Origin of the sequence: Shewanella woodyi ATCC 51908, from assembly GCF_000019525.1 — a bacterium.
GTDB lineage: Bacteria > Pseudomonadota > Gammaproteobacteria > Enterobacterales > Shewanellaceae > Shewanella > Shewanella woodyi.
Genome location: NC_010506.1, coordinates 2,155,755 through 2,180,101 on the forward strand (window position 1 = coordinate 2,155,755; position 24,347 = coordinate 2,180,101).

Annotated in this window: 23 protein-coding genes; 19 read left to right on the top strand and 4 right to left on the bottom strand. The window is 41.2% G+C overall.

The genetic code is table 11. From position 1 onward, the window contains the following. Nucleotides 1–12: 12 nt before the first annotated feature. The 10 genes from dctP to SWOO_RS08955 all read left to right on the top strand — a co-directional run bounded on the left by dctP (nt 13) and on the right by SWOO_RS08955 (nt 9,074). Nucleotides 13–1,092: a TRAP transporter substrate-binding protein DctP gene (gene dctP / locus SWOO_RS08910; RefSeq protein WP_012324363.1), complete on the top strand. Its 1,080-nt coding sequence runs from the start codon at nt 13–15 to the stop codon at nt 1,090–1,092. A gap of 38 nt (nt 1,093–1,130) precedes the next feature. Next, on the top strand, nt 1,131–1,313 hold the full coding sequence (locus SWOO_RS08915; protein WP_012324364.1) for a hypothetical protein: 183 nt from the start codon (nt 1,131–1,133) through the stop codon (nt 1,311–1,313). Between the two features lie 53 nt (nt 1,314–1,366). Continuing rightward, nucleotides 1,367–1,999, top strand: coding sequence for a TRAP transporter small permease subunit (locus SWOO_RS08920; protein WP_012324365.1), 633 nt, complete (start codon nt 1,367–1,369; stop codon nt 1,997–1,999). A gap of 2 nt (nt 2,000–2,001) precedes the next feature. Next, nucleotides 2,002–3,288 carry a TRAP transporter large permease gene (locus SWOO_RS08925; protein WP_012324366.1) on the top strand — a complete coding sequence of 429 codons (1,287 nt, stop codon included), beginning with the start codon at nt 2,002–2,004 and terminating at the stop codon, nt 3,286–3,288. A 116-nt stretch (nt 3,289–3,404) separates the two neighbouring features. After that, a complete protein-coding gene (locus SWOO_RS08930) occupies nt 3,405–4,133 on the top strand; it encodes a 5-oxoprolinase subunit PxpA (RefSeq protein WP_012324367.1) in 729 nt (242 codons plus the stop codon). Nucleotides 4,134–4,135: 2 nt separating this feature from the next. Further along, nucleotides 4,136–4,816 (top strand): 5-oxoprolinase subunit B family protein, encoded by a 681-nt coding sequence (locus SWOO_RS08935; protein ID WP_012324368.1) that lies wholly within the window; start codon nt 4,136–4,138, stop codon nt 4,814–4,816. Next, nucleotides 4,813–5,733, top strand: coding sequence for a 5-oxoprolinase subunit C family protein (locus SWOO_RS08940; protein ID WP_012324369.1), 921 nt, complete (start codon nt 4,813–4,815; stop codon nt 5,731–5,733). Before SWOO_RS08935 ends, SWOO_RS08940 begins: the two co-directional genes overlap by 4 nt. Nucleotides 5,734–5,883: 150 nt before the next feature. Beyond that, nucleotides 5,884–6,135, top strand: coding sequence for an OadG family transporter subunit (locus SWOO_RS08945; protein WP_012324370.1), 252 nt, complete (start codon nt 5,884–5,886; stop codon nt 6,133–6,135). A gap of 9 nt (nt 6,136–6,144) precedes the next feature. Then, complete coding sequence (locus SWOO_RS08950) at nt 6,145–7,935, top strand: pyruvate carboxylase subunit B (protein ID WP_012324371.1); 1,791 nt, start codon at nt 6,145–6,147, stop codon at nt 7,933–7,935. 8 nt (nt 7,936–7,943) lie between these two features. Next, nucleotides 7,944–9,074, top strand: coding sequence for a sodium ion-translocating decarboxylase subunit beta (locus SWOO_RS08955; protein ID WP_012324372.1), 1,131 nt, complete (start codon nt 7,944–7,946; stop codon nt 9,072–9,074). 188 nt (nt 9,075–9,262) lie between these two features. Here SWOO_RS08955 and SWOO_RS08960 read toward each other — a convergent pair whose 3' ends face one another. Next, nucleotides 9,263–11,092 carry an ABC transporter ATP-binding protein gene (locus SWOO_RS08960; protein WP_012324373.1) on the bottom strand — a complete coding sequence of 610 codons (1,830 nt, stop codon included), beginning with the start codon at nt 11,090–11,092 and terminating at the stop codon, nt 9,263–9,265. A gap of 185 nt (nt 11,093–11,277) precedes the next feature. Between SWOO_RS08960 and SWOO_RS08965 the strand changes: the two genes are divergently transcribed. The 6 genes from SWOO_RS08965 (at nt 11,278) to sstT (ending at nt 18,157) form a co-directional block, all read left to right on the top strand. Then, nucleotides 11,278–12,783: a DNA-3-methyladenine glycosylase 2 family protein gene (locus SWOO_RS08965; protein WP_012324374.1), complete on the top strand. Its 1,506-nt coding sequence runs from the start codon at nt 11,278–11,280 to the stop codon at nt 12,781–12,783. Nucleotides 12,784–12,836: 53 nt separating this feature from the next. Further along, nucleotides 12,837–13,352: a methylated-DNA--[protein]-cysteine S-methyltransferase gene (locus SWOO_RS08970; protein ID WP_157582007.1), complete on the top strand. Its 516-nt coding sequence runs from the start codon at nt 12,837–12,839 to the stop codon at nt 13,350–13,352. A gap of 151 nt (nt 13,353–13,503) precedes the next feature. Next, complete coding sequence (locus SWOO_RS08975) at nt 13,504–14,802, top strand: DEAD/DEAH box helicase (RefSeq protein ID WP_012324376.1); 1,299 nt, start codon at nt 13,504–13,506, stop codon at nt 14,800–14,802. Between the two features lie 348 nt (nt 14,803–15,150). Then, nucleotides 15,151–15,621 (top strand): phosphatase domain-containing protein, encoded by a 471-nt coding sequence (locus SWOO_RS08980; RefSeq protein ID WP_012324377.1) that lies wholly within the window; start codon nt 15,151–15,153, stop codon nt 15,619–15,621. Between the two features lie 226 nt (nt 15,622–15,847). Then, nucleotides 15,848–16,741 (top strand): chemotaxis protein CheV, encoded by an 894-nt coding sequence (locus SWOO_RS08985; protein WP_041417563.1) that lies wholly within the window; start codon nt 15,848–15,850, stop codon nt 16,739–16,741. A gap of 186 nt (nt 16,742–16,927) precedes the next feature. After that, the gene (gene sstT / locus SWOO_RS08990; protein ID WP_012324379.1) at nt 16,928–18,157 is read left to right on the top strand and encodes a serine/threonine transporter SstT; all 1,230 of its coding nucleotides are present in this window, start codon (nt 16,928–16,930) and stop codon (nt 18,155–18,157) included. A 95-nt stretch (nt 18,158–18,252) separates the two neighbouring features. Here the strand turns inward: sstT and SWOO_RS08995 are convergent, their stop codons facing one another. After that, nucleotides 18,253–19,656 carry a Gfo/Idh/MocA family oxidoreductase gene (locus SWOO_RS08995; RefSeq protein WP_012324380.1) on the bottom strand — a complete coding sequence of 468 codons (1,404 nt, stop codon included), beginning with the start codon at nt 19,654–19,656 and terminating at the stop codon, nt 18,253–18,255. A 340-nt stretch (nt 19,657–19,996) separates the two neighbouring features. Between SWOO_RS08995 and SWOO_RS09000 the strand changes: the two genes are divergently transcribed. Then, a complete protein-coding gene (locus tag SWOO_RS09000; protein ID WP_012324381.1) occupies nt 19,997–20,398 on the top strand; it encodes a hypothetical protein in 402 nt (133 codons plus the stop codon). A 50-nt stretch (nt 20,399–20,448) separates the two neighbouring features. On the opposite strand, the gene SWOO_RS09005 is transcribed toward SWOO_RS09000, so the two are convergent. Continuing rightward, entirely contained in the window at nt 20,449–21,108 is a 660-nt protein-coding gene (locus SWOO_RS09005; protein ID WP_012324382.1) for an RluA family pseudouridine synthase, read from the bottom strand. A 259-nt stretch (nt 21,109–21,367) separates the two neighbouring features. Between SWOO_RS09005 and SWOO_RS09010 the strand changes: the two genes are divergently transcribed. Next, nucleotides 21,368–23,128: an aryl-sulfate sulfotransferase gene (locus SWOO_RS09010; RefSeq protein WP_012324383.1), complete on the top strand. Its 1,761-nt coding sequence runs from the start codon at nt 21,368–21,370 to the stop codon at nt 23,126–23,128. Between the two features lie 56 nt (nt 23,129–23,184). Here SWOO_RS09010 and SWOO_RS09015 read toward each other — a convergent pair whose 3' ends face one another. Then, nucleotides 23,185–23,787 carry an acyl carrier protein phosphodiesterase gene (locus SWOO_RS09015; protein ID WP_012324384.1) on the bottom strand — a complete coding sequence of 201 codons (603 nt, stop codon included), beginning with the start codon at nt 23,785–23,787 and terminating at the stop codon, nt 23,185–23,187. A 163-nt stretch (nt 23,788–23,950) separates the two neighbouring features. Here SWOO_RS09015 and SWOO_RS25910 point away from each other — a divergent pair, with 163 nt between their 5' ends. Continuing rightward, the gene (locus SWOO_RS25910; protein WP_012324385.1) at nt 23,951–24,109 is read left to right on the top strand and encodes a hypothetical protein; all 159 of its coding nucleotides are present in this window, start codon (nt 23,951–23,953) and stop codon (nt 24,107–24,109) included. Nucleotides 24,110–24,347 lie beyond the last annotated feature (238 nt).

Genomic DNA, 24,347 nt, shown 5'->3' on the forward strand with positions numbered 1-24,347 from the left:
AAAGGTGAAATCATGAATGTATTATCTAAGATTTTTTTTACAAGTATGTTGTTACTCAATACCAACGCTATATTTGCTAGTGACAATAACAAGGCGCCGAGCAATGTTCAAATTGACAATGTTAATGTTTCGGTTGTTGGAACTTGGAGTATGTTGTCTCAGTATAAGCAATTTGAGCGCCCTTTTTGGGATGAAACGATTACAGAGAATAGTAATGGTGCCGTCATTGCTGATGTAAAAGGTTTTAATGAGATGGGATTAAAGGGAAGTGAAGTTGTCAGGTTGATGAAGAGTGGTGTTATAGATTTTGGTTCTACAGTGCTAGGTTATTTGGCTGCAGACAACCCCAAAAATGAAGCGATAGATTTAGCTGGATTAAGCCCCAATATAGAGACTGCAAAGATAGTTTCCGATGCATATAAGACTGAGCTTAGCGAGTTATACAATAAAACATACGATATTAAGCTACTGGGACTATGGCCGTATTCAGCTCAGGTTCTGTTTTGTAATGTACCAATAACAGGACTTTTGGATTTAAAAGGCAAAAAAATTCGTACATCAAATAGAACCCTTGCTGAGTTTGTTGGTGCATTGGGAGGGGTCGGTGTAACGATGTCGTTTGGTGAAGTGGTACAGAGTTTACAGAAGGGGGTAGTTGATTGTGCTATTACGGGCTCAATGTCTGGCTATAACGCAAAGTGGCATGAGGTAACAACCCATTTATATACCTTACCATTAGGTTGGGCCAATGTTATGCACGCTGTGAGTAATAAAGCTTGGAATAAGTTACCGAAAGCGACAAAGGATTATATTGAACAAGAGATTAATGGCCTAGAAAGTGACATATGGAAAGGCGCAGCACTGGAAACTGAACAAGGAATTGCCTGTAATACTGGTCATGGTAAATGCCAATCTGGTGAACCTGCAAGTCTAATATTAGTCGAGTATACCGAGGGTGAAAGTATGTTATTGGATAATATTTTAAGTGATCATGTTTTACCGTTATGGGCAGAACGTTGTGGTAAACCTTGTACAAATAAATGGAATGAAACGATTGGTAAAGCAATAGGGAAAGACATAGATACTAAATAACGTTAGGTAAGGTAATAAGTTATATTTGAGGTGGTAAAATGGTTAATACACAAGAATTAAATGATTGTGATTATTTACTTTGCTTTAATGACCAACGTGAAAATTTAGCAAAAAAAATAGAGAAAAACGGAGGTGATAAGCTAAGTGTTTTGAAAACAAATCTTTCAATTGTACTTGTCGATGATAGTGAAACTGAAAGTTACATTAGAGGATATAATTGATTGTCTTAGCTTGCGCAATCTTTAAATAATATAATTATAAGAGATGTTATTAAATGAATCTTGATACTAATAAAAATAACCTTAATCCCATTACTAGATTATTAGACTCTATGATTGTTAGAGTAGAGGCTATATCTCAGTGGATGGCGATTGGGGGAGGTGTGTTGATACTTTTTTCTGTGTTCCTTATATTTTCTGAAGTTGTTCTTCGTAAATTATTCAATGTTTCGATAGGCGGTGCGGATGAACTGTCAGGATATGCATTAGGTATTAGTATTACCTGGGCTTTAGCATACAACGTTATTAAACGTGTTAATGTACGCATTGATGCAGTTTATCAAATGTTGACTCCCCGTTATGCTTCATTTGTGAATGTAATGTCGCTGATATCTTTAGGCTTAATAGGTATTCTACTTGTTTACTATGCAGGGCTGACCACGTTAGATACCTGGGAGTTTTCATCAAGAGCTAATACTCCATTAGGAACACCATTAATTATTCCACAGTTCCTATGGTTAATGGGTTTTGTATTATTTGAAACAACAATTTCATTGTTATTGATACGAAGCCTTATTGCTATTTTTTCAGGAGATGATGTCAAAGTTAACACCCTATGCGGTGTACGGACTGTTGAAGATGAAATTATGGCAGAAAATCTTGATCTTGATAAACCGAGAAAGGTGTAGTTATGTTAGCTTTTACTTTAATAGTTTTGTTAGTGTTGTTGGCCCTAAGTATACCTATTGCTTCATCACTTGGTATATTGGCATTCTCATTAGATTCAAAGTACTCATCATTACCTTTATATAAGGCTGTTGGTGAAATAGCTTGGTCATCAAGTACTGACTTTTTATTACTAGCAATTCCTTTGTTTATCCTTTTAGGAGAAATAATGCTTCGTTCTGGAACCGCAGAACGTATGTATGATGGTCTGGTAAAATGGATCTCTTGGTTACCTGGTGGCTTACTACATTCGAATATAGGTGCCTGTGCATTATTTGCTGCGACATCAGGCTCAAGTGTTGCTACTGCCGCAACTGTAGGAACAGTTGCTTTGCCACAAATAAAAAAACAAAAATATAATGAATCCCTGTTTTTAGGTACTTTAGCCGCAGGAGGTACATTAGGAATATTGATACCACCGTCTATCAATATGATTATTTATGGCGTATTAACTGATACATCAGTACCTAAGCTATATATGGCAGGCATTATACCTGGCATTGTGTTAGCTGGATTGTTTACTTTATTAATCATTGTTCTATGTAGTTGTAAAAAATCACTTGGAGGAGAGTCTTTACATTATTCATGGTCAGGAAAATTATCAAGTCTACCATCCTTGTTACCACCATTATTTATATTCATTATCGTGGTTGGTGCAATATATGGTGGCTTTGCTACACCGACAGAGGCTGCTGCACTAGGCGTTGTGGGTTCATTGGGGATAGCTTTTAAACAGGGGAAGCTAAGTTTCTCAATGCTAAAGTTAGCGCTTGAGGGAACTGTAAAAACGTCATCTATGGTTCTGCTCATTATTATTTGTGCTTACTTTCTTAATTTTGTATTGGCCGGAATAGGTTTAACTGATGAAATCAATAGAATTATAGTTGAATTAGAGTGGAGCCCTACCCAAACAATTTTAGCTATTATTATTTTCTACTTAGTGCTTGGTTGCTTTATGGAAACATTGTCAATGATGATAACAACCGTACCAATAATGGCACCGATAGTTATTGGTATGGGATATGATCCTATATGGTTTGGAATATTGTTGATGGTGTTGTTGGAAACTGCACTAATATCGCCGCCAATTGGGTTGAACTTATATGTGGTTCAAGGTGTTCGAGAGCGAGGTGATATATCCGATGTTATGTTAGGTGTGATTCCTTTTTTCATGGCGATGTTAGCTATGATTGTATTGATAGTATTTATTCCTGAAATGGTAATGTGGCTTCCTGAGCTTATTTATAATTAAATTTCACAGGGTGGTTTAAACTAAAATAGTATTGAACTAGTTAATTGTTATCCAAGTTTCATGTTAATAATCTATTGACTAGTTCGTTTTTATTGGTGACAGAGAGTTGAATTAAAATGAAAATTAATTGTGACTTAGGTGAAAGCTTTGGTTCTTGGTGTAAAGGTCAAGATGAGCTAGTTATGCCTCTGATTGACCAGGCTAATATAGCATGTGGTTTTCATGCAGGCGATCCTCAAATAATGGAAAATACGGTTAAACTGGCTATTGAAAATAATGTTGAGATTGGTGCACACCCAGGTTACCCCGATCTTATTGGATTTGGGCGTAGACCATATTCTTGTGATTTATTAGAGCTAAGAAGTATTCTGCTTTATCAAATTGGGGCACTGCATGCAATGTGCAGCAGTTCAGGTACCAAGGTATCTTATGTAAAGCCACATGGAGCTTTATACCATTCAATGATGAAAAATGAGGATGTCATGAAATGTATTTTACAAACTCTTTCCAGTTTACCTTTTGAACTGTCATTAATGGTACAAGCATCGACTGAATACTGTAAACATATCGATATGGCATCTAGCTTAGGCGTTAAATTGATTTTTGAAGCATTTGCAGATCGTTCTTATGTGGATCACAACAATTTAGCAGGAAGAGATATCCCAAATGCTGTTAAGCATGACAGTGATGAAATATTTTTAAATATTAAGAATATGAAAGAAAACCGTCAAGTGGTCAGTATTTCTGGCGAAATTATTGATATGAAAATGGATACAATCTGCTTACATGGTGATAATGAAAGCTCCTTTTTAGCGCTAGATAAATTTCACCGTGCAGGGCTATGAGTGTGGATATTAAAATAATAAATGAATCTTCACTTATTATCTATTTTGGAGATGAGATAACACCAGAGAATGGCGCTTTGGTATCACAGGCATGTAACATCATTTTGGAAGAATTATCTTCGATTGTGATTGACTATATACCATCATATTGTTCATTGCATTTAAGCTTTGATATAAGCCGCTTCAATATACTCTCCATTAGAACAGATATACAGAATATGTTGAGTTGCCAGAGAAATATAGTAACCATTGACAGTGGCTTAGTTATTGAAATTCCAAGTTATTATGACACTGAAGTTGGCTTGGATCTTAATAATGTTGCTGAAGAGTCTGGACTCTCTATAAATGAGGTCATTCAGTGCCACAGTCAGGTTATATATCAAGTATACGCAATTGGGTTCGCTCCCGGTTTCGCGTATATGGGGAATGTTGATAAAGGCATTTCATTACCAAGAAAAAAGACTCCAAGAACTAAAGTACCTAAAGGAAGTATCGCTATTGCTGAATCTCAGACGGCAATATATCCAACCGAATCTCCAGGAGGTTGGCATGTTTTAGCTAGAACTCCGATAGAGTTAATTGACTTTAACAGTGAAAACCTTACCCCTTTGAGTGTTGGTAACCGAGTCAAGTTTGTTCCCATTAATAGGATTGAATATCTGAAAATGGGAGGTGTTTTATGAGTTTTGACATAATTAAATGCGGTATGTTGTCGCTATTACAAGATTATGGGCGTTACGGGTATCAACACATTGGTGTTACTTCTGGGGGGCCGATGGATGAACATGCTTTTTTATGGGCAAATAAACTATTAGATAATGTTGCTAATGCGACTCAGATTGAAGTTACGTTTGGTGGACTAGTATTGCTTGCGACTAAGCCTACTGTGATTGCGATAACAGGTGCAGATTTAGGTGCTTATATAAATAAGAAAGCGGTAAAACCTTGGAGAACCTATAATATTTCAGTTGGCGATACAATTATGTTTAATCAACCTAATACTGGCTTGCGATCATATCTTGCCGTAAAAGGTGGATTCCACGTAGAGCCTCACCTCGGCAGTTCTGCAACTGTGGTTAGGGAAGGGATTGGTGGTATTGAACGAAATGGGGTGAAGCTTGAGGCTGGTGATAAGCTAAAGTACTCACCTTACACAAATCAATATTTTCGTTCTGTTTCTTCTCATTTTATTCCTGACTACTCAGCGACAATTGAGCTCGGGGTCATACCATCGTATCAATTCGATGGTTTTTCTAAGCATCAAATTAATATTTTCTTTAGTTCTACATATGAAATATCTAATCAAATTGACCGGATGGGTTACCGTTTAAAGGGAGAGCCTATTTCGTATGACGGTAATGGCATTATTTCTGAAGGGATCTCTATGGGGGCGGTGCAAATCCCTCAAGACGGACAGCCAATTGTATTACTTCGTGATAGGCAAACGATTGGTGGATATCCCAAGATAGGCTGTGTTAGTGCTTTAGATTGTAACTTGTTAGCGCAAAAGAGATCTGGGGACACCATCACTTTTAAATTGATTGACCTACAACATGAACAGGGTAGGAGGTGTATCTTCAATAGATTTTTCTTTGATTGAAGTATTACAGTTTATTTTAAATATTCAGCTGGATACTTTTATACATTAAGTTTATGTAGTTTTAATTTTAATTAGTATAAATAATTGTGGGTTATTTTTATTTTGGCTGCCCATTATTTTAAAATTCGTTATTATTCTTTTAGGTGTTTTATGGATGTTTATCAGGCAATTTTCACTGCGTTAAATATTATGTTTCTAGGGATGTTCTGTGTATTTACTTTTCTTGGAATATTAATTTTAGCAGTAAATTCAGTTTCGTATTTTTATTCGGTCAATTATGAAGCTGCTTTAGATGAACCTAAGGCAACAACGAATAATAATACGGAAGTTATTACGGCAATTGCTACAGCTATTTTTCAGTATCGGAAATCTCGTGGTATACCACACAATAAATATAACTAAGGAATTATCATGTCTAAGCGTCTTGCTCTTACTGACGTTGTTTTAAGGGATATCAACCAATTACCATTAACGACTCATTTTAGTTTAGAAGAGTTATTACCCATCGCTGAGAAGTTAGATCAAATTGGATTTTGGTCATTAGAAACATGGAGTGAGGCAACGTTTGATTCATGTATTCGCTATTTAGGAGAAGATCCTTGGCATCGAATTCGTGAGCTTAAAAAAGCGATGCCTAATACTCGTCAACAAATGTCGTTATCTGGCCAAAAATTACTTGGTTATCGCCATTATGCCGATGATGTTGTGATTAAGTTTGTTGAGCACGCACACCGCTGCGGTATTGACATATTTACTCTTGTTGATGAGATGAATGATGTTCGAAATTTAAAAGTGGCTGTTGAATCTGTCGTTAAGATAGGTGGCCATGCTCAAGGAACAATCTGTTATACCAGTAGTCCAGCTCATAACCTTCAGTTATGGCTCGATATGGCTAAAGGTTTAGAAGAGATGGGCTGCCACTCAATAGTTATTAAAGATGTAGGTGCTTTGCTAAATCCGTTTGATGCTTATGAGTTAGTTTTAGGCCTTAAAAAAACAGTTAACTTACCCATTTCAATTGATTGTCAGGCCACGGAAGGCTTATCTACTGCAGTTTATCAAAAAGTGATAGAAGCTGGAGTCGATATAATTAATGCTTCCAGTTTTTCAATGGGCAATGATCGTGGTTGCGCTGCAACTGAAACCGTTGTTGCAATGACTCAGGGCACCGAATATGAGACTAGTTTAGAGCTTGAGCTACTTGACGAGGTTGTGAATTACTTAGGTGAAGTGAGCCAGAAATATAAACAATGTGAAGGCTCTAGCTGTGTAACAGACGTGCGGATTTTAATGTCAAAATTACCAGAATATATGTTAACTGATATTGATAATCAGCTTAAAGAACATAGTGCTAGACACATGATGAGTGAAGTTTTACAAGAGATCCCTAAGGTACGTCAAGATTTAGGTTCTCTCCCTTTAGTTGGCTCGTCATGGCAGATTGTTGCTACTCAGGCGGTTTTGAATGTACTAACTGGTGAACGTTACAAGACCATAACCAAAGAAACGGTGGGAGTGCTAAAAGGTGAATATGGTTCGACGGCAGGAACTAAGAATGCAGAGCTCCTCGCACTTGTTTTAGATGGCAATGATGAAATCATCTGTCGTCCTGCGGATCTGATCGATAATGAATTTGAAGTGGTAAAGAGCGAATTGGAACAGATTGCTAGAGATAAACATTTTTCGTTATCAGATCCAATCGAAGAGGATGTACTTACTTATGCTCTATTTCCTCAAATTGGACTTAAATTCTTAGAATGTCGCAATAACCCTGTTGCTGCTAAGCTCGCAGTTGCTAATGATACTGTTACTACCACTACTCCAGCTAGTCAAGCTATGGCAGTTTCAGAGAATTATAGTGTTCGTGTGAATGGGGTGACTTATCAAGTTGAAGTCTCATCCGGTGGAGCAATTAGTAATATCGACCCTGTTGTTGACTCAACACCTACGATGGTTCCCCCAACTACTGCACCCGTTGCTTCAGCTGCTGGAACACCATTGGCTGCGCCACTGGCGGGTAACATCTTCAAAGTGCTGGTTAAGCCTGGGCAACATGTAGCTACTAATGATGTCGTCATCATTATTGAAGCAATGAAAATGGAAGTTGAAGTTTGTGCTCTTAACAGTGGTGTAGTAAGTCAGGTTCAAATCAAAGAGGGTGACAGCGTTACCGTTGGCGATATATTGATGGCAATAGGGTAGAGGTTGTAATGGAAGGATTACTTACACTATGGCACGACACTGGATTATATAACTTTCAGATTGGTCAGCTTATCATGATGTTTATTGGCGGGTTATTATTGTATCTAGCAATAAGTAAGCGTTATGAGCCATTACTATTATTGCCCATTGGTTTTGGCGCGATTTTGGCTAATATTCCAATGGCTGGGTTTACTGAAGAAGGCGGACTTCTTTGGTATATCTATCATATCGGAATTGAAACCGGCGTATTTCCGTTGATTATTTTCATGGGCGTTGGTGCGTTGACTGATTTTGGTGCGCTAATTGCCAATCCCAAAGTGTTGCTTTTAGGCGCAGCAGCCCAGTTTGGGATATTTTCGACCTTGTTCGGTGCGATAGCCTTAAATATGGTACCGGGATTTGAATTTAGCTTAAGTGATGCTGCAGCTATCGCCATTATTGGCGGAGCAGATGGTCCTACAGCCATTTTTCTGGCCTCGCGACTGGCACCAGATTTATTAGGTGCTATTGCGGTTGCAGCTTATTCTTACATGGCATTAGTGCCCTTAATCCAACCACCAATAATGAAAGCGTTGACGACTCATGAAGAACGTTCAATTGTGATGGAACAGATGCGGGATGTGTCAAAGATAGAAAAAATAATCTTCCCATTAATGGTGCTTGCTCTAACGGTGATGTTTTTACCTGCAGCCACGCCATTGGTTGGGATGTTCTGTCTTGGAAATATAATGCGAGAGTCAGGTGTCGTCGATCGTCTTAGTAGCACTGCACAAAATGAATTGATTAATATTGTGACCATTTTTCTTGGACTGGCCGTTGGCTCAAAGCTATCGGCTGAAAAATTTCTTAATCTTGAAACTTTAGGGATCCTTGCCCTTGGCGCTATCGCTTTCAGTATAGGTACAGCGTCAGGGGTAATGATGGCGAAGTTGATGGGGCGTTTTTCTCGCTCGCCAATCAACCCATTGATCGGTGCTGCTGGTGTGTCGGCGGTACCTATGGCGGCGCGGGTTGCCAATAGAGTTGGATTAGAGGCCAATCCACATAATTTCCTATTAATGCATGCCATGGGGCCAAATGTTGCTGGTGTACTCGGTTCTGCGGTTGCAGCGGGTATATTGCTGGCAATCATTGGTTGATAAAACTTTAGTTGGCGCAAGTTTCGAGCATGAGGGAGATGTCATTGTGATGCGTAAACTAGATACCTAATGTGTTAGTAAACCTTGTTATTGCTTGAGCTACTGCCAACTAGGGTATTTCACTTTGAAAATACTGTAGTTGGCAGATATTCATACCATGACTGTTGTGGGCTGATAAGGTTGGATAATTAATCTATACCTAGGAAACCACCAGTTTGATGAGCCCAAAGCTGAGCATAGATCCCACCTGAGGCAATTAACTCTAAGTGGGTACCTTGTTCAACGATATTTCCTTGATCCAACACGATTAACCTATCCATCGCTGCGATAGTAGAAAGCCTATGTGCTATGGCTATTACTGTTTTTCCCTCCATTAGTTTGTATAAACTTTCCTGAATGGCGGCTTCGACTTCAGAATCCAGCGCTGATGTGGCTTCATCGAGTAACAAAATAGGGGCATTCTTTAAAAGAACCCGTGCAATTGCAATACGCTGGCGCTGTCCGCCAGAGAGCTTAACGCCTCGTTCACCCACCTGCGCATCGAGTCCTTGGTTTCCTTCAGGATCGCTTAGTGATTGGATAAAGTCATATGATTGAGAGTTTGTGATGGCACTTTGTAGAGCCTCATCGCTAGCCTCTGGATTTCCATAGAGAATATTGTCACGAATTGAGCGGTGAAGTAGGGAGGTATCCTGAGTTACCATACCTATATTGGCACGCAGTGAGTCTTGTTGTACCTGCTTAATGTCTTGCCCATCAATCTCAATTGTCCCTTTTTCTACATCATAAAAGCGCATTAGCAGGTTCACTAAGGTTGATTTCCCTGCGCCAGAGCGGCCAACTAAACCTACTTTTTCTCCAGGTTTAATGTTGAGATCCAGTTTTTCGATGACGCCGCTATCTTCGCCGTAGTGAAAACTTATCTGTCTAAAGTCGATAGCCCCATGTGATACCTTAAGCTTCTCGGCATTTTCTATATCTTGGATCTCTGTGGGTTTTGATAATGTATTGACCCCATCAGCGACAGTACCAATATTTTCAAACAGTGAGCTTATCTCCCACATGATCCATTGAGACATGCCATTAAGTCTGAGTGAAAGACTGACCGCTATGGTGATGGCGCCAATTGTTATAGCGTGGTGGCTCCATAGGTATATTGATATTGCTGCGATCGCAAAAACAAGCAGGTAGTTGATGATCTGCACGCTGACATTAATGCCCGTTACTAATCGCATCTGGCGGTAGACGGTATGAAGAAAGCTTTCCATACTTCCTTGCGCATATTCAGCCTCTTTTTGGGTATGAGCAAAGAGTTTGACGGTAGCAATGTTGGTATAGCTGTCAACGACTCTTCCTGTCATGGTAGAACGTGCATCAGCTTGGGCTGTTGAGGCGGCTTTAAGCTTAGGAATGAAAAGAAATTGTATTCCAATATAGACACATAGCCAGATAAACATAGGTGCCATCAGGCGGGGATCTGCATTTGCAATCATGACAAGCATTGAGATGAAGTAGACTAAGATATAGACCAGCACATCTAAGATTTTGGTTACAGTATCTCGCACCGCAATTGAGGTCTGCATTACCTTAGTTGCGATACGTCCGGCAAAATCATTTTGATAAAAAGAGACACTCTGTTTGAGCAAGTATCTATGAGCTAACCACCTGATAGACATTGGATAGTTGCCTAGCAAACCTTGATACACAATCAGTGCATGAAGTAATACGAGTGCTGGAATGACAACTAATATTAGCAGTGTCATACCGAGCAGTTTTTTACCCTCTTTTTCAAATAGAGTGTCGGGGTCGTGAGCAATTAACAGGTCAACAAGTTGCCCCATAAACCCAAATAGAGAGACCTCAAGTACCGCCAATATTGCCGTTAATATCGACATTAAAATAAGTGGAAGCTCAAACCCTTTCGTGTAAAAGCGGCAAAAAGCATATATCCCTGTTGGTGGTTGTTCAGCCTCTTTGGCGGGCAGGGCATCAATCCATGATTCAAATCGTTTGAACATCTAGATCCTCAATTGGTGTTGTATTTCTGCGATAGGTGGACGATTTGTTAGCATATAGTAAACGGTTGTGTTTTTGTGGTTATTATTTATTTTAAATTCAGTTCCGTTTTCCGCTAGTTCAACAAGATTAAAGTGAGTAAAGTGATACCTGAACTCAATTATTGTATGGGTAAGGTGTTGTGATCATGTGTTCTGAAGCCGAGGGAGTATTGACGAATGAGTCTTGTCGAAGAGCAAGGTTGGCGAGAGATCCTCGTTTTGATGGTGTTTTTTTTATTGGCGTACTAACGACAGGGATCTTTTGCCGCTCAATTTGCCCGGCAACACCGCCAAAGGAGAAGAATGTTCGCTACTTTTCTACGGCCATAGAGGCTGCCAATGCAGGGCTTAGGCCTTGTTTACGTTGCAGGCCTGACAGTGCACCAGGCTCCTTTGCATGGAAAGGCACTGATACGACGGTTGAACGTGCTTTATCATTAATCGATGACGGCTTTCTTTTTGGTGATAGCCCTGGTTCATTAGAATCATTGGCGCAGAAGCTAGGGATCACCAGCCGATACTTAAGAAAACTCTTTGCCGACAAGGTGGGGACATCTCCAAACAAATATGCACAGTTTCGCCAATTGATGTTTGCTAAACAACTGTTACATCAGACAGATCTGTCGATGACACAAGTTGGACTGGCAGCTGGATTTACTAGTATCAGACGCTTTAATGAAGTTTTTCAGCAAACATTAGCTTTAACCCCTTCCGCCCTGCGTAAAAGCCGCGGCTCGCGCCAAAGCGAATTGAGCCATGAAGGGAGTGAAATACGATTATCTATGCAGTTCTCCTATCGACCACCGCTTAATTGGCAAAAGCAGCTGGATTTTTATCGGTTAAGAATGGTCGAAGGGATGGAGTGGGAAGCTGACTTAGAAGGCTACAGTCGCAGCTTTCAACTTGGAGATGTGAAAGGTTTTTTTGAGGCTAAGCATGATGAAGTGAAGCATAGATTTAATGTCATTATTCATCTAGTCGATCCCCAAGCTTTACCGGTATTGAGTGAGGTGGTCGCGCAAATAAAGCGAGTATTGGATCTCGACGCTGATATGTTTCAAATCCAAACGAGTCTCTCTTCGATTGGAATTATTAAAAACTCGATTGTAGATGGCCTAAGGTTGCCTGGTACCTGGTCTGCATTTGAAGCCGGCTGTAGGGCGATTCTGGGTCAGCAGGTGAGTGTGGTTCAGGCCACTAAATTGCTAAATCGATTAGTAGAGGCAAACGGCGAGCGGCTTACTATTTCAGGAAGAGAGATTCTTCTATTTCCAACTCCTCTAGCAATAGCGAACGCAAGTTTAGATGAGTTAAAAATGCCGGGCGCCAGAAAAGCAGCCCTTAATGCTTTTGGGACGTTTGTTAGTCAACACCCTGACGCACCTGTGGATGACTGGCTTAATATCAAAGGAATAGGACCATGGACAGTGGCCTATGCGAAAATGAGAGGTCTAAGCGATCCTAATATTTTACTCTGTTCAGATCTTATCGTTAAGAAAAGGGTGCTTAAGCGATATGAGGCGTTGCAGAGCTCTGAGACAGATTTAAAGGCAAATCTAGATATTTCTTACAAAACGATCACGCAGCAATTAGAGCAAAGTATCTCTCCTTGGGGGAGTTACTTAACTTTTCAATTATGGAATTTAGAATAATGAAAAAAGCGCAAAAGCATGAGGTTCAAGTATCAGGTTCACAGGTAAGGTACATGGCGGACAAGCACTTACTTACTCCAATAGCAGATAGGTTGGTTAAGAGTCCTGTTGGCGTGTTACACATAAAGGCAAACTCATTAGGCATTAGTCACCTTGGAGTAGCCAAAGAGGGGGTTGAGTTACTCAAGGAGGATGGAGGCGAGCGATTTGAGTCGGCTTTGCAGCATCTTTCTCAACTTGAAGTTGAATTGCAGGAGTACTTTTCAGGGACTCGTCAGGAGTTTAATGTCTCTTTGGCGCCGAAAGGAACAGAGTTTCAAGCTCAAGTATGGCAAGCCTTGACCGAGCTGGGCTACGGCCGTACCTGCAGTTATGGCGATATAGCTGAGAAGATCAAAAGGCCAAAGGCGGTGAGGGCGGTTGGTGCTGCCAATGGAGCTAACCCCATTGCGATTATCGTGCCTTGCCATCGTGTGATTGGCAAAAATGGCAAGTTAACAGGGTATGCTTACGGCTTGAATATGAAACAGCAACTGTTAAGCCTAGAAGGCGAAAGTAGTGGGTCTTAAGTTAGCAGTTGTGCTATTGAGTGCTGACTGAAGTATGAAAGCACTCATAATGGGGCTTAGGTTGGCTGAACATATCAGCAAAACCTCGCAAGGGGGCCGCAACTAGCGTAGAATACGCCCCATATTTTTTTAATGGTAGCCCCCTGAATCTATGGCCCACTCACTTCCTTGTGAAACCACAAACATTGCACGCTTTGACGAATTAGGTTTAATTCCTGAACTTCTTCAACGGATCGCTGAACTTGAGTATTTAACTCCTACACAGATCCAGTCTCAAAGCATCCCTCATCTATTAGAGGGGAAAGATCTTCTTGGCGGTGCAAATACAGGTTCAGGTAAAACGGCTGCTTTTGCTTTACCGATTTTACAGCATCTACATGTTGGCGATAAACCTGTTGCTAAAGGCAACATGGTAAGGGCGCTAGTACTTGTTCCTACTCGAGAGTTAGCTAAGCAGGTCGCGGCAAGTTTTAAAAGTTATGCTCAAGGTTTAACCCCAAAATTGAAAGTTGAAGCTGTATTTGGTGGGGTTTCAGTTAACACTCAGATGTTAGCGCTTCGTGGGGGCGCAGATGTGCTTGTTGCAACCCCTGGTCGTTTGTTAGATTTGCTGTCGAGCAATGCCATTAAACTATCTCAAGCTTCCCATCTGGTGCTGGATGAAGCAGATCGTATGTTAAGTTTAGGCTTTGCTGAAGAGTTAGAGAAAGTTTTAGCTCTCCTGCCTAAACGCAAGCAAACCTTACTCTTTTCTGCAACTTTTCCTGAAGAAGTAAAAGAGCTGACTGATAGTCTGCTTAATTCACCTGTTGAGCTTCATTTAGAAAGCACGGAGGAGAGCACCTTAGTGCAGCAGGTTTATACCGTTAATAAAAACCGTAAAACCGCTCTTTTAGCTCATCTGATTAACGAGCGAAACTGGCGTCAGGTATTGGTGTTTGCCAGTGCCAAGAATACCTGTAATCGTCTGGAGCAAAAACTGGCGAAAGCGGGGGTTAGCGCACAAGTTTTCCATAGTGATAAATCTCAAGGCAGTAGAACACGAGTGTTAGATGGATTTAAAAGTGGCGAGATAAGCGTATTGATTGCTACTGATATTGCAGCCCGTGGTATCGACATTGAAAAGCTTCCCGTTGTTATCAATTATGAATTGCCAAGAAGCCCATCTGATTACATGCACCGCATAGGGCGTAGTGGTCGAGCTGGTGAAGCTGGATTAGCGCTGTCTTTAATATCACATGATGAATATCAGCATTTCAAGTTAATAGAAAAGAAGAACAAGATTAGGTTGGTTCGTGAGCAGATTGTCGGCTTTGAAGCGGATGAAGAAGCGCCATTAGATTGCCCATCAAGAGAGATTAAGCCTATGGCCGCACCAGAGGGGATGGGTAAGAAAAAAAGAAAAAAACTACCTAAAGTCAATGCTGAACTATGGGGTAAGAAATCTTAAGTATACCCAAACAACTTCAAGATGCAGGATTCAGCATGTCGAGAAGTGACAGAGTTCAAGGCATGAAATAGTAGGACTAGTTATTCTAATTCAATATTTCATAACACAGAGAAATGTTGCTTCTCGCCATGCCCTTCGGGAGTTCCCGTAGAATCCCTGCATTGCGTTAGTGATATCAACAAGGGAATAACCATTATCCTCAATTACTGCCTTGTTCAGCTATCCTACGGGGGCTCTGAAACGAGCATCTTGAGGTAGCTTGGGTATAAGAGTTAATCAACTCATTATCTTTAGTCGATAATGGCCACATATTTTGAACGATAAATTATTTTGTAATAGGTAGAAGTAATGCAGCATCTATTTTGGTTAGTCGAAGACAAAGTTGCTGGACGCAGTGGGCCTAATAAGGATATGTGGGATCTGAATGAGATTAAATCCGCTGGTATTGGCGCGATACTTTCAGTCAATGGTGGTGAAGATTGTGATTTAGCCGCGATTAAGCAGGCTGAGCTTGCTTATGCTTGTATTCCGTTTTCGAGTAATATTCCTCCGACAGAAGATGATTTAGGTATTTGTGTTGAGCAACTGCCTAAAGCATTAGCGTTCATTAGGGACTGTGAAGCTAAAGACTTGCCGGTGTTGATCCATTGTCGCTCTGGAAAGGATAGAACAGGGCTCTTAATGGCTTACTATTTAATGGAGAATGGCGCAGCACCTTTGCATGCAGTGAGCCAAGTTCGCGCTGTTAGGGATATCGCTTTTAGTGCTGAAGGTTGGGATCAGTTTGCTTTTGATGTGCTCTATGCACTGCAAGATTAAGCCTGGTTAACTTGTAAGTTTTATCGACTCTAGATTTTTAAAATGTAACACCTCTGTTTATCGTTTTTTTGAAAAAATAGGATAAATTTTGAGGTGTTTTTTTAGGCTAATTGTTCATATAGTCAAAAACTTAATACAAGTCATGTATTCTTTTTCAAATGGAGATATTTTTAACTATTTTAAGGTTATACTTCCTATTATACAGTGATGAGTAATTGGAAGAATGATGAAGAGTAAGGCGAGTCAGTCACAAGGGCTATTACTTTTTAGATTATCCCACAAGCAGCTGTTTGCTGTGGGAACGTTAAAAGTGCGAGAGCTTGTACCCTACACTCCGCTGAATGCGATCCCTCATTCCCATCCAACCATTTTAGGTGCTGCCACCATCCGGGGAAATACCATCCCAGTCATTGATATGGCTGCTGCTGTGGGCTATCAAGGGCTGTCACAGGATGAGTATGCTAAGAGCTATATCGTTATTACTGATTGCCAACGTATGGTGATTGGCTTCTTAGTTCGTGGGATTGATAAGATCATTGAATGTAATTGGCGTGATATCGAATCTCCACCTAATAACTTAGGACCTAACGCTTACTTAACTGGAGTGACACGTTTTGAAGAGGGGTTAGTACAACTTCTCGATGTTGAGCTATTGCTCTCTAAAGTCTTCCCTGAAAGCCCTGAAACCAGCCGCGCTATTTTAACTGACGTACAGCGAGAAAAACTTAAGCCCTTAAGGATACTGTTAGTCGATGACTCGAAAGTGGCTCGTAAACAGTTATCCGATGCTCTCGATAGAATTAACATCCCTTACCAAGTTACCTCCGATGGACACGATGCACTGTCAATAATGCAGAACGCTGCAGAAAAGCGTGAGCCCATAGATATGTTGGTCAGTGACATTGAGATGCCAGGCCTAGACGGTTATGAATTGGCATTTGAGGTAAAAAATACCCCCGCCTTAGCGCAAGCTTATATTATTTTACACACCTCTTTGTCGAGTGAGATAAGTATTGGTCAAGCTCAACAAGTTGGCGCCAATGAAGCGTTGGAGAAGTTTGATGCCCATGAGCTTATCAGCGCTATGCTTCGTGGTGCTGAGAGTAAAGCCAAAAGTTAGTACCATGATGCCCAAATGCTATGTGTAGGTAATATTGTCACCAATTTGTGATGTATGACTAGACATCTGAGGCCAGTTTGGTTACAACTTCTGATTAAAGAAAAATAACTTATTCAGTTAGCGTAATCGCCCCGCTAAGCGGGTGTGACTGTTAACATCATAAATATAAAAGTAACAGGCCACTTCATGAATCAAAACCAATCTTTTTTAGCCAAAATGGCTAATGGCAGCTTAGTGCTGCAGATCCTAGTTGGGATTATCGCGGGCATTATTGTTGCCACACTTTCTGAAAGCGCAGCTCAAAGTGTCGCATTTTTAGGTCAGTTGTTTGTTGGTGCATTAAAGGCTATAGCACCAATATTAGTGTTTATTTTAGTTGCAGCTTCCATTGCAAATCAGAAGAAAAACGCTAAGACCAATATGCGTCCTATTGTGATTTTATATCTTTTTGGTACCTTCGCCGCCGCAGTTACCGCTGTCTTGATGAGTTTTGCATTTCCGACCACACTCGCATTAACCTTAGATGCGGCTCAGGCAAGCCCGCCAGAGGGGATCGGTGAAGTCATTCATACCCTACTTTTTAAATTAGTTGATAACCCTGTTAATGCGTTAATGACGGGTAACTATATCGGTATTTTAGCCTGGGGTGTGGGTCTTGGTTTGGCATTGCATCATGCAACGGATTCAACTAAGCAAGTGTTTGCTGATGTGAGCCATGGTGTATCTCAAATGGTGCGCTTCATTATTCGCTTAGCTCCGATTGGTATTTTTGGTTTAGTATCATCAACATTTGCAAGTACAGGTTTTAGCGCTATTGCCGGCTATATGCACCTGCTTCTTGTTCTTCTTGGGGCAATGGCGATTATGGCGTTGATCATCAACCCTGCGATTGTGTACTTTAAAATACGCCGTAACCCATACCCATTGGTGTTTACTTGTATTCGTGAAAGTGGTGTGACAGCCTTCTTTACTCGCTCTAGCGCCGCCAATATCCCAGTGAATATGGCTTTGTGTGAAAAGCTTAAGCTACACGAAGATACGTATTCTGTATCTATCCCGTTAGGTGCGACGATTAATATGGGCGGTGCAGCAATTACGATTACCATCCTGACATTAGCTGCGGCCAATACCATGGGTGTTCAAGTTGATATTCTGACTGCGATCTTGCTCAGTGTGGTTGCAGGTATTTCTGCTTGTGGCGCGTCGGGTGTGGCAGGTGGTTCGCTCTTGCTTATTCCATTGGCCTGTAGTTTATTTGGGATCTCCAATGATATTGCAATGCAAGTGGTTGCGGTTGGCTTTATTATCGGTGTGATCCAAGACTCGGCAGAAACGGGCCTTAACAGTTCAACTGACGTTATCTTTACTGCTGCAGCATGTGAAGCTGCTGAAAGAAAAGAGAATGCTGGCGCATAAACTTTATCGTTAGTGTGAATAAAAATGCCTAGTACTGAAGAGTATTAGGCATTTTTTTATCCCGTTATACTTATACCGATTGGTATTACTTGGTATTAAGCGCCAACTATTCCTAGTGGTTTACCTGTTTTCCAAGCACCGCGGGTAAAATCGGGGAAGGTGACAGAGTTACTTCTGTTGTTAACCGACTCCTCACTGAGAATATTGACTACAGACCAAGCTGCGCCATCATATACGTCTTGATCGAGTGGCTCAGCATTTCTTAAGCAGTACACCATTCGCCATAGCATCAAGAAGTCCATACCGCCATGGCCACCATTTCGCTCAGCTTCTTTGCCCATCTGCTGCCAAAGAGGGTGATCATATTTGTCGTACCATCTGGTCATGTCCATGTCCCAACGATGGAAGCTTTCACCACCTTTTTCATCTCGCTCAAAGGGGGATTGCTCTAATGCAATTCTGTTAGGAAAGCCTGCAAAGACACCATTAGTACCTTGGATCAGGTTATGGCGGCTATAGGGTCTTGGGGTGGTAGTATCATGTTGTACCATGATGGTACGCCCCTTTACTGTCTTAATTAAGCTGGTGCTCATGTCGCCATTAATATAGTTCAGCTGGTTACGCTCGTGATCTGCGGGGAACTCCCGCTTGGCATAAAGGGCTCGTCCAAGGGCGGGCGAGCTCATGGAGGTGAGATAATCGAAACGATCACCACGATTGATGTTCATATATTGTGAAACAGGACCTAGACCATGGGTAGGATATAGATTGCCGTTGCGCTTGGTATGCCAGTGAGTACGCCATGAGCCTGTTTTACTCTCTAACTCTTTCATCTGCCAGCGTAGTTCATGAATATAGGCCGCTTCACCATGGATTAGCTCACCAAATACTCCTTGACGAACCATATTGAGCACCATCAGCTCATCGCGGCCGTAGTTGACGTTCTCCATCATCATGCAGTTCTTTTGTGTTCGCTCGGCTGTATCGACAATTTGCCAACACTCTTCGACGCTCATGGCCAGCGGCACTTCAACGAAAGCGTGTTTGTCATTTTCCATGGTATCGATAGCCATGGGGGCATGCCATTGCCAGGGCGTAGAGATAATGGCGATATCGATATCATCTCGCTGTAACATATCTCGATAGGTATGTTCACTGCCTGTATAGGCATTGGGTTTAGCTAAACCTTGCTCAACAACGAAGTCTATTGCTCTGTCTAATACAGCTGGATCTGTGTCACAGATAGCCTTAATTTCAACACCTTCAAGATGACAAAAATGCTTTACATGGCCATATCCACGTTGACCAACACCGATAAAACCTACCCTGACTGTGCTTAATTTGGGCGATATCAAGCCCATGACACTTTTTCCATTACTAGGTTTAGGTGGCATTTTTTGGGGCTGAGCGGAGGCTGGGAGGATTAACCCACTGGTGACAAGGCCCGCTGTTGTAGCCCCGGCAGCTTTTAAAAAAGCGCGGCGATTAAAGTTTTTCATAGACTTCCTGTAGGAGCAAGTTGTTGTAATTTAGAATCAATTATCAAAAATAAAGCTTAACGATATTGTTCTGTTTATGATTATTATTTTTCGACAACAGTTATATCAAATTTATGCCTTACAGTTAGTGCATTTTTTACTCATCCGATGGGTTAGCTAATTAAAGTCAATTTCTCAAAGTGTGGCTGCATATTAAGTGACTTAGATCGCGTTTTTATTTTGTAATTAGGATACAGTTTTTATACACTTATTAAGCTAAGATTAAACAAGCGCAAAAGTGCTAGAGCTTGTAAATGTTACAAATAATTAACATTTGTGGTATCAGCGGAGTAAAATAACAATGACATCTGTGACTACAGTCATACAAGATCAAACATTTAAAGTCGATAGTAGTGAACTGCTTAAGGTGATTAAAATGTCAGTTGTTGAGAAAAGGCAGCGCTTGGGTTGGCAGGCAAAAGAAGCAGAAAAAAGAGACATTGTCGGTCGCTGGGTAGATGAGAGAGACTCTGTCGGCGATAAGATAACCCTCTATCGGGAAGATGGTAAAATTTATCTTGAAACTTGGTATAACGATGGCTGCCATAGTTTAGATGAGATGGAGGCTACACCTACACCCGAGGGACTTAAGCTAGAGGATGTGGGTGGGAATATTTTTGGTGAGTATTTTCTATTGTCTGATGGAAAAACTCTGCAGTTTTGTAACTCTTCAAGCTGTTTTTATACCGCTAAAGTAGCTTAAATGGGTGATTGCTAGCGCTATTATTCTACGCGCTAGCTACACAATGTTGGCTAAGCTGTAAAAGGGTGTAGACTGGTAAAGCTCATGAGTTTTCCTGAATAGGGGTGAGTAATAGCCAAGGTCATGGCATGCAAACACAATCTGTGTGATGCATCGATCACCTCTTGCTCCCCATAAAAGTCATCCCCTAAAATCGGATGTCCTATTGCAAGCATATGTAGCCTAAGCTGATGGGTACGTCCGGTAACCGGGTTTAACTCAACTAGTGTGCTGTTTTCTCTTTTTTCAAGTACTTTATAATAGGTTTTTGAGGGCTTCCCATCTTCAGCTATCTTTTGCAGTGGTGGACGTTCACTATCGGCCTTCATAGCTAACTCTATGACCCCTTCAGTTTTATCTAAATGCCCTTGAACTTCTGCAATATAGGTCTTCTTACTTAGGCGATTTTGAAATTGCGTTTTAATATTTGACTCTGCTTTTTTATTGAGAGCAAACACCATAATGCCTGAGGTTGCACAGTCGAGCCGATGAACCAAAATGGTTTCAGGATAGCGTTGCAACAAACGAGTCAGCGCACAGTCAAAAGTGTTTTCCGCTCTACCTGGGTTGGAAAGAAGCCCCGAAGGTTTATTAATCACAATCATATCTCTGTCTTGATAACGAATATCTAACCAAGGTATTGACGGCGGGGTGTAAGTGAATATCTGCATGTGCTCTCCTGTTGCGAGGGGGTATTATACCCATTACCGATATGATTAATATCCAAAAGTGCGACTGTTTATCGGGAATTAGCTGATGAATTATTGCGGTTAATCACACTTATTTTCAGCTTTTAAATTTCAATCTCTATTTTGTGAGTTTGATTGAAGCATAGATATTATCGAGCTGGTATTTTCCACCTATCTTTTTAACTGCTAATACATTGGCTGTAGCCAGTTTCTCAACTTTGCCAGCATCTCGGAAAATTTAATGAATTTAAAACCTTTAGCTATCTGCACTTTGCTTGTTTCAGGCGCTTTGCTATCGAGTGTTTCACATACTGTTATTGCTGGAGGGGATCTTCCTGGTACCTCTTCATCAGCTGTTGCCCAAGGTCAATTAGGCTTTGTGTATGTTGACCCCTATCATTTCAGTCCTCTAGTTGCCTTAATCGATTTAGGTGGTAAGCAGATATCTGATGTGTCAGTTGAGGTGAAAGGGAGTGGCAAGAAGGGAGTCGATATTCGATATCAAGTCAGTCAAAACCAGCTTAATACCCATGATGGGATACCTGTGTTTGGGCTCTACCCTGATCTGCTAAATACAGTCTATGTTCGTTATAAGCTCAATGGAGCTTTTGTTAACGAAACCTATAGGATCAGAACCAGTGCATTGCCACATATCCATATTGATGGACAAGAGCGTAGTCAGTACGAGTATGAAGCAGTAACAGTTGCTGATGGATTTCAGAATCGGCTCTATCTGGTTGACGGACAGGTGATTCCGCCCAATGTACGTGATCACTGGGATTGGCTGCCTACCCAAAATATCATAGATACCAATGGTGATGTACGTTGGCATCTCAATGCTGGGGTGATCTATGACCGTCCAGGTGGCTCTATGTCATTTAAGCAAACATCAGATGGAAAATTGATATTTGGTCAGGGAGTGATGTTTGAGCAATATGCAGGTTTTAACTCAGCTTATTACGCAAAGTATGACTTTATTGGTAAGCCCATCTTAAAGCGTACTTTACCTCGTGGTTTTATCGGTTTATCCCATGAGATAACAGAGATGCCTAATGGACACCTGTTATTACGAGTGGGGAAAAAAGATTATCTGACAAAAGAGGGCCTTAAGCTTGATACTGTGCGTGACCATGTGATTGAGGTCGATAGTAATGGCGATGTGGTTAAGGTGTGGGATTTCAACAAAATCTTAGATCCGCTTCGAGATACGGTTCTTAAATCTCTGGATATGGGAGCTGTGTGCCTTAATGTTGATGTTAAAGAAGCTGGGAAGACTAGAAGTGCTGAACAACTGGCAAATGAGCCGTTTGGCGATGTAGCAGGTGTTGGAACTGGCCGTAATTGGATCCATATTAACTCCATTGGTTATGATGCAAGTGATGACAGCATTATCATCAGCAGTCGACATCAATCAGCTGTGGTGAAAGTTGGACGGGATGATGAGGTTAAGTGGATCTTGGGAACACCTGAAGGTTGGAGCGATGCTTTGGCTGCTAAAGTATTAACCCCTGTTGATAGCCAAGGTGAGCAGCTTAGGTGTGATAAAGGGGGCTGTGATGGCGAATTTGATTGGAGCTGGACACAACATACGGCATGGCCAGTCCCTGAGCGCGGCACTGTGACAGTGTTTGATAACGGTGATGGACGTGGGCTTAAGCAACCATTTTTTGCTACCGATAAATATTCTCGCGGTGTTGAGTATAAAGTCGACATGGATAAGATGACAGTACAACAGGTGTGGGAGTACGGCAAAGAGCGAGGTTATGAGTGGTATAGTCCGATAACATCGATAACCCAGTGGCAAGCAGACCATCAAACCATGTTTATGGCCTCAGCTTCTGCAGGGCTGCTAGAGAGTGAGAAAGCCCCTGAACACTGGATAACTGAAGTGGATCCTAAGACTAATGAGGTGAAGGTTGAAATTAAGGTTAAGACTTTAACTAAGCATGAGCCTGGCTACAGAAGCACCGTTGTTCACCCTGAGAAGATGTTCAGTCAGTAAAGTTTACCTTCAAAATGATGTATGACTGGGCTAGAGAGCTTAGGTCATACATCTTTTTAATCGAGGTGTAGGTATTCACTCGGTGTTTTTCTTGTCCAGATCCGGCTGTAAGCCATGAGCTGAGGATAAAAGGTTCTAAAGGCTATCTCTATTTCAATATCTAAGTCGCTAACGGCCTTAGTGGCCCCGTTAAATATTTCAGGTTTTGATACCCGTCTTGCCATCGATTCGATGGCTTTATTTAATCCTTTGCGATCTCTATAGGCTAATAGCCAGTTTTCGCTGCGGATTTTAGGTGCGATGAGTTGTAAGCGCTCGGGCAGTTGCTCACAGGCATCTATCGCATCATATGCAATAGTTGAGAAGGCTTTTAAGCTAGCACTATGATACTCATCCCAATACTTGGCTAACATATGATCGAAGGCAAGGTCGATTAATATCGGTGCAGCTCTTCTAAGCGAGACAGGAAATTTGGTCAGTAACTCTTTGGTAATTTCATGGCTATCGGTTAATTGATCTATCTGTCTGTGTAACCAGATCCCCTGCTGCAGATGTTTAGGAAAGTCAGCAATATTTCCTTTAGCGAAGTCTCCCGCTAAATTAGCCGCAAGGCTGGTATTACTGTTATCGGCTAGATGAAGGTGTGCGAGAAAGTTCATGACGATGTTGTAATGTTCTTGTTGAAAACGCTTATTTCACGGTATCATGCGCGCCGATGCTTAGATAGGCTTTCACGGATTTAATTATCGACTTAGCTTAATCTTAAGGATATGCGTCTATTTTTAGTAACTTTCTAATTCAGTATCGGTTTAAGGATCAAGGATGATGTGGAACTGGTTTTCAAAATTTATTGGCATAAAAGAGTCACAGCAACGTCAGCGTGTCGAGTTTGATATCCCTTTCGAGTTATACCACTGCAGAAAGGAGAAATTTAGTATTGAATCGAGCGATCACTGCGATGAAGAGAATAATACCATTTAGTATAAAGATGTGGTCACTCAGCGAGAACTTAGCGCTTTTGAGACAAGGAAGCGAGTGAAGGGCATAGTTGCTCTACGCTCAAGCTCGATGACGTAGTATTCAGAAGCGCTAAAACTCGCCTTTTAGGAGCGTTTTAGGCTGCCTACTTCTTCGTTGAATAACTTCCCAAGGGAGCCACAATTACTTCAGTTATCCACCTTGAACTAGTTTGCCTAAAACAGCTCTGAGCTGACTACTT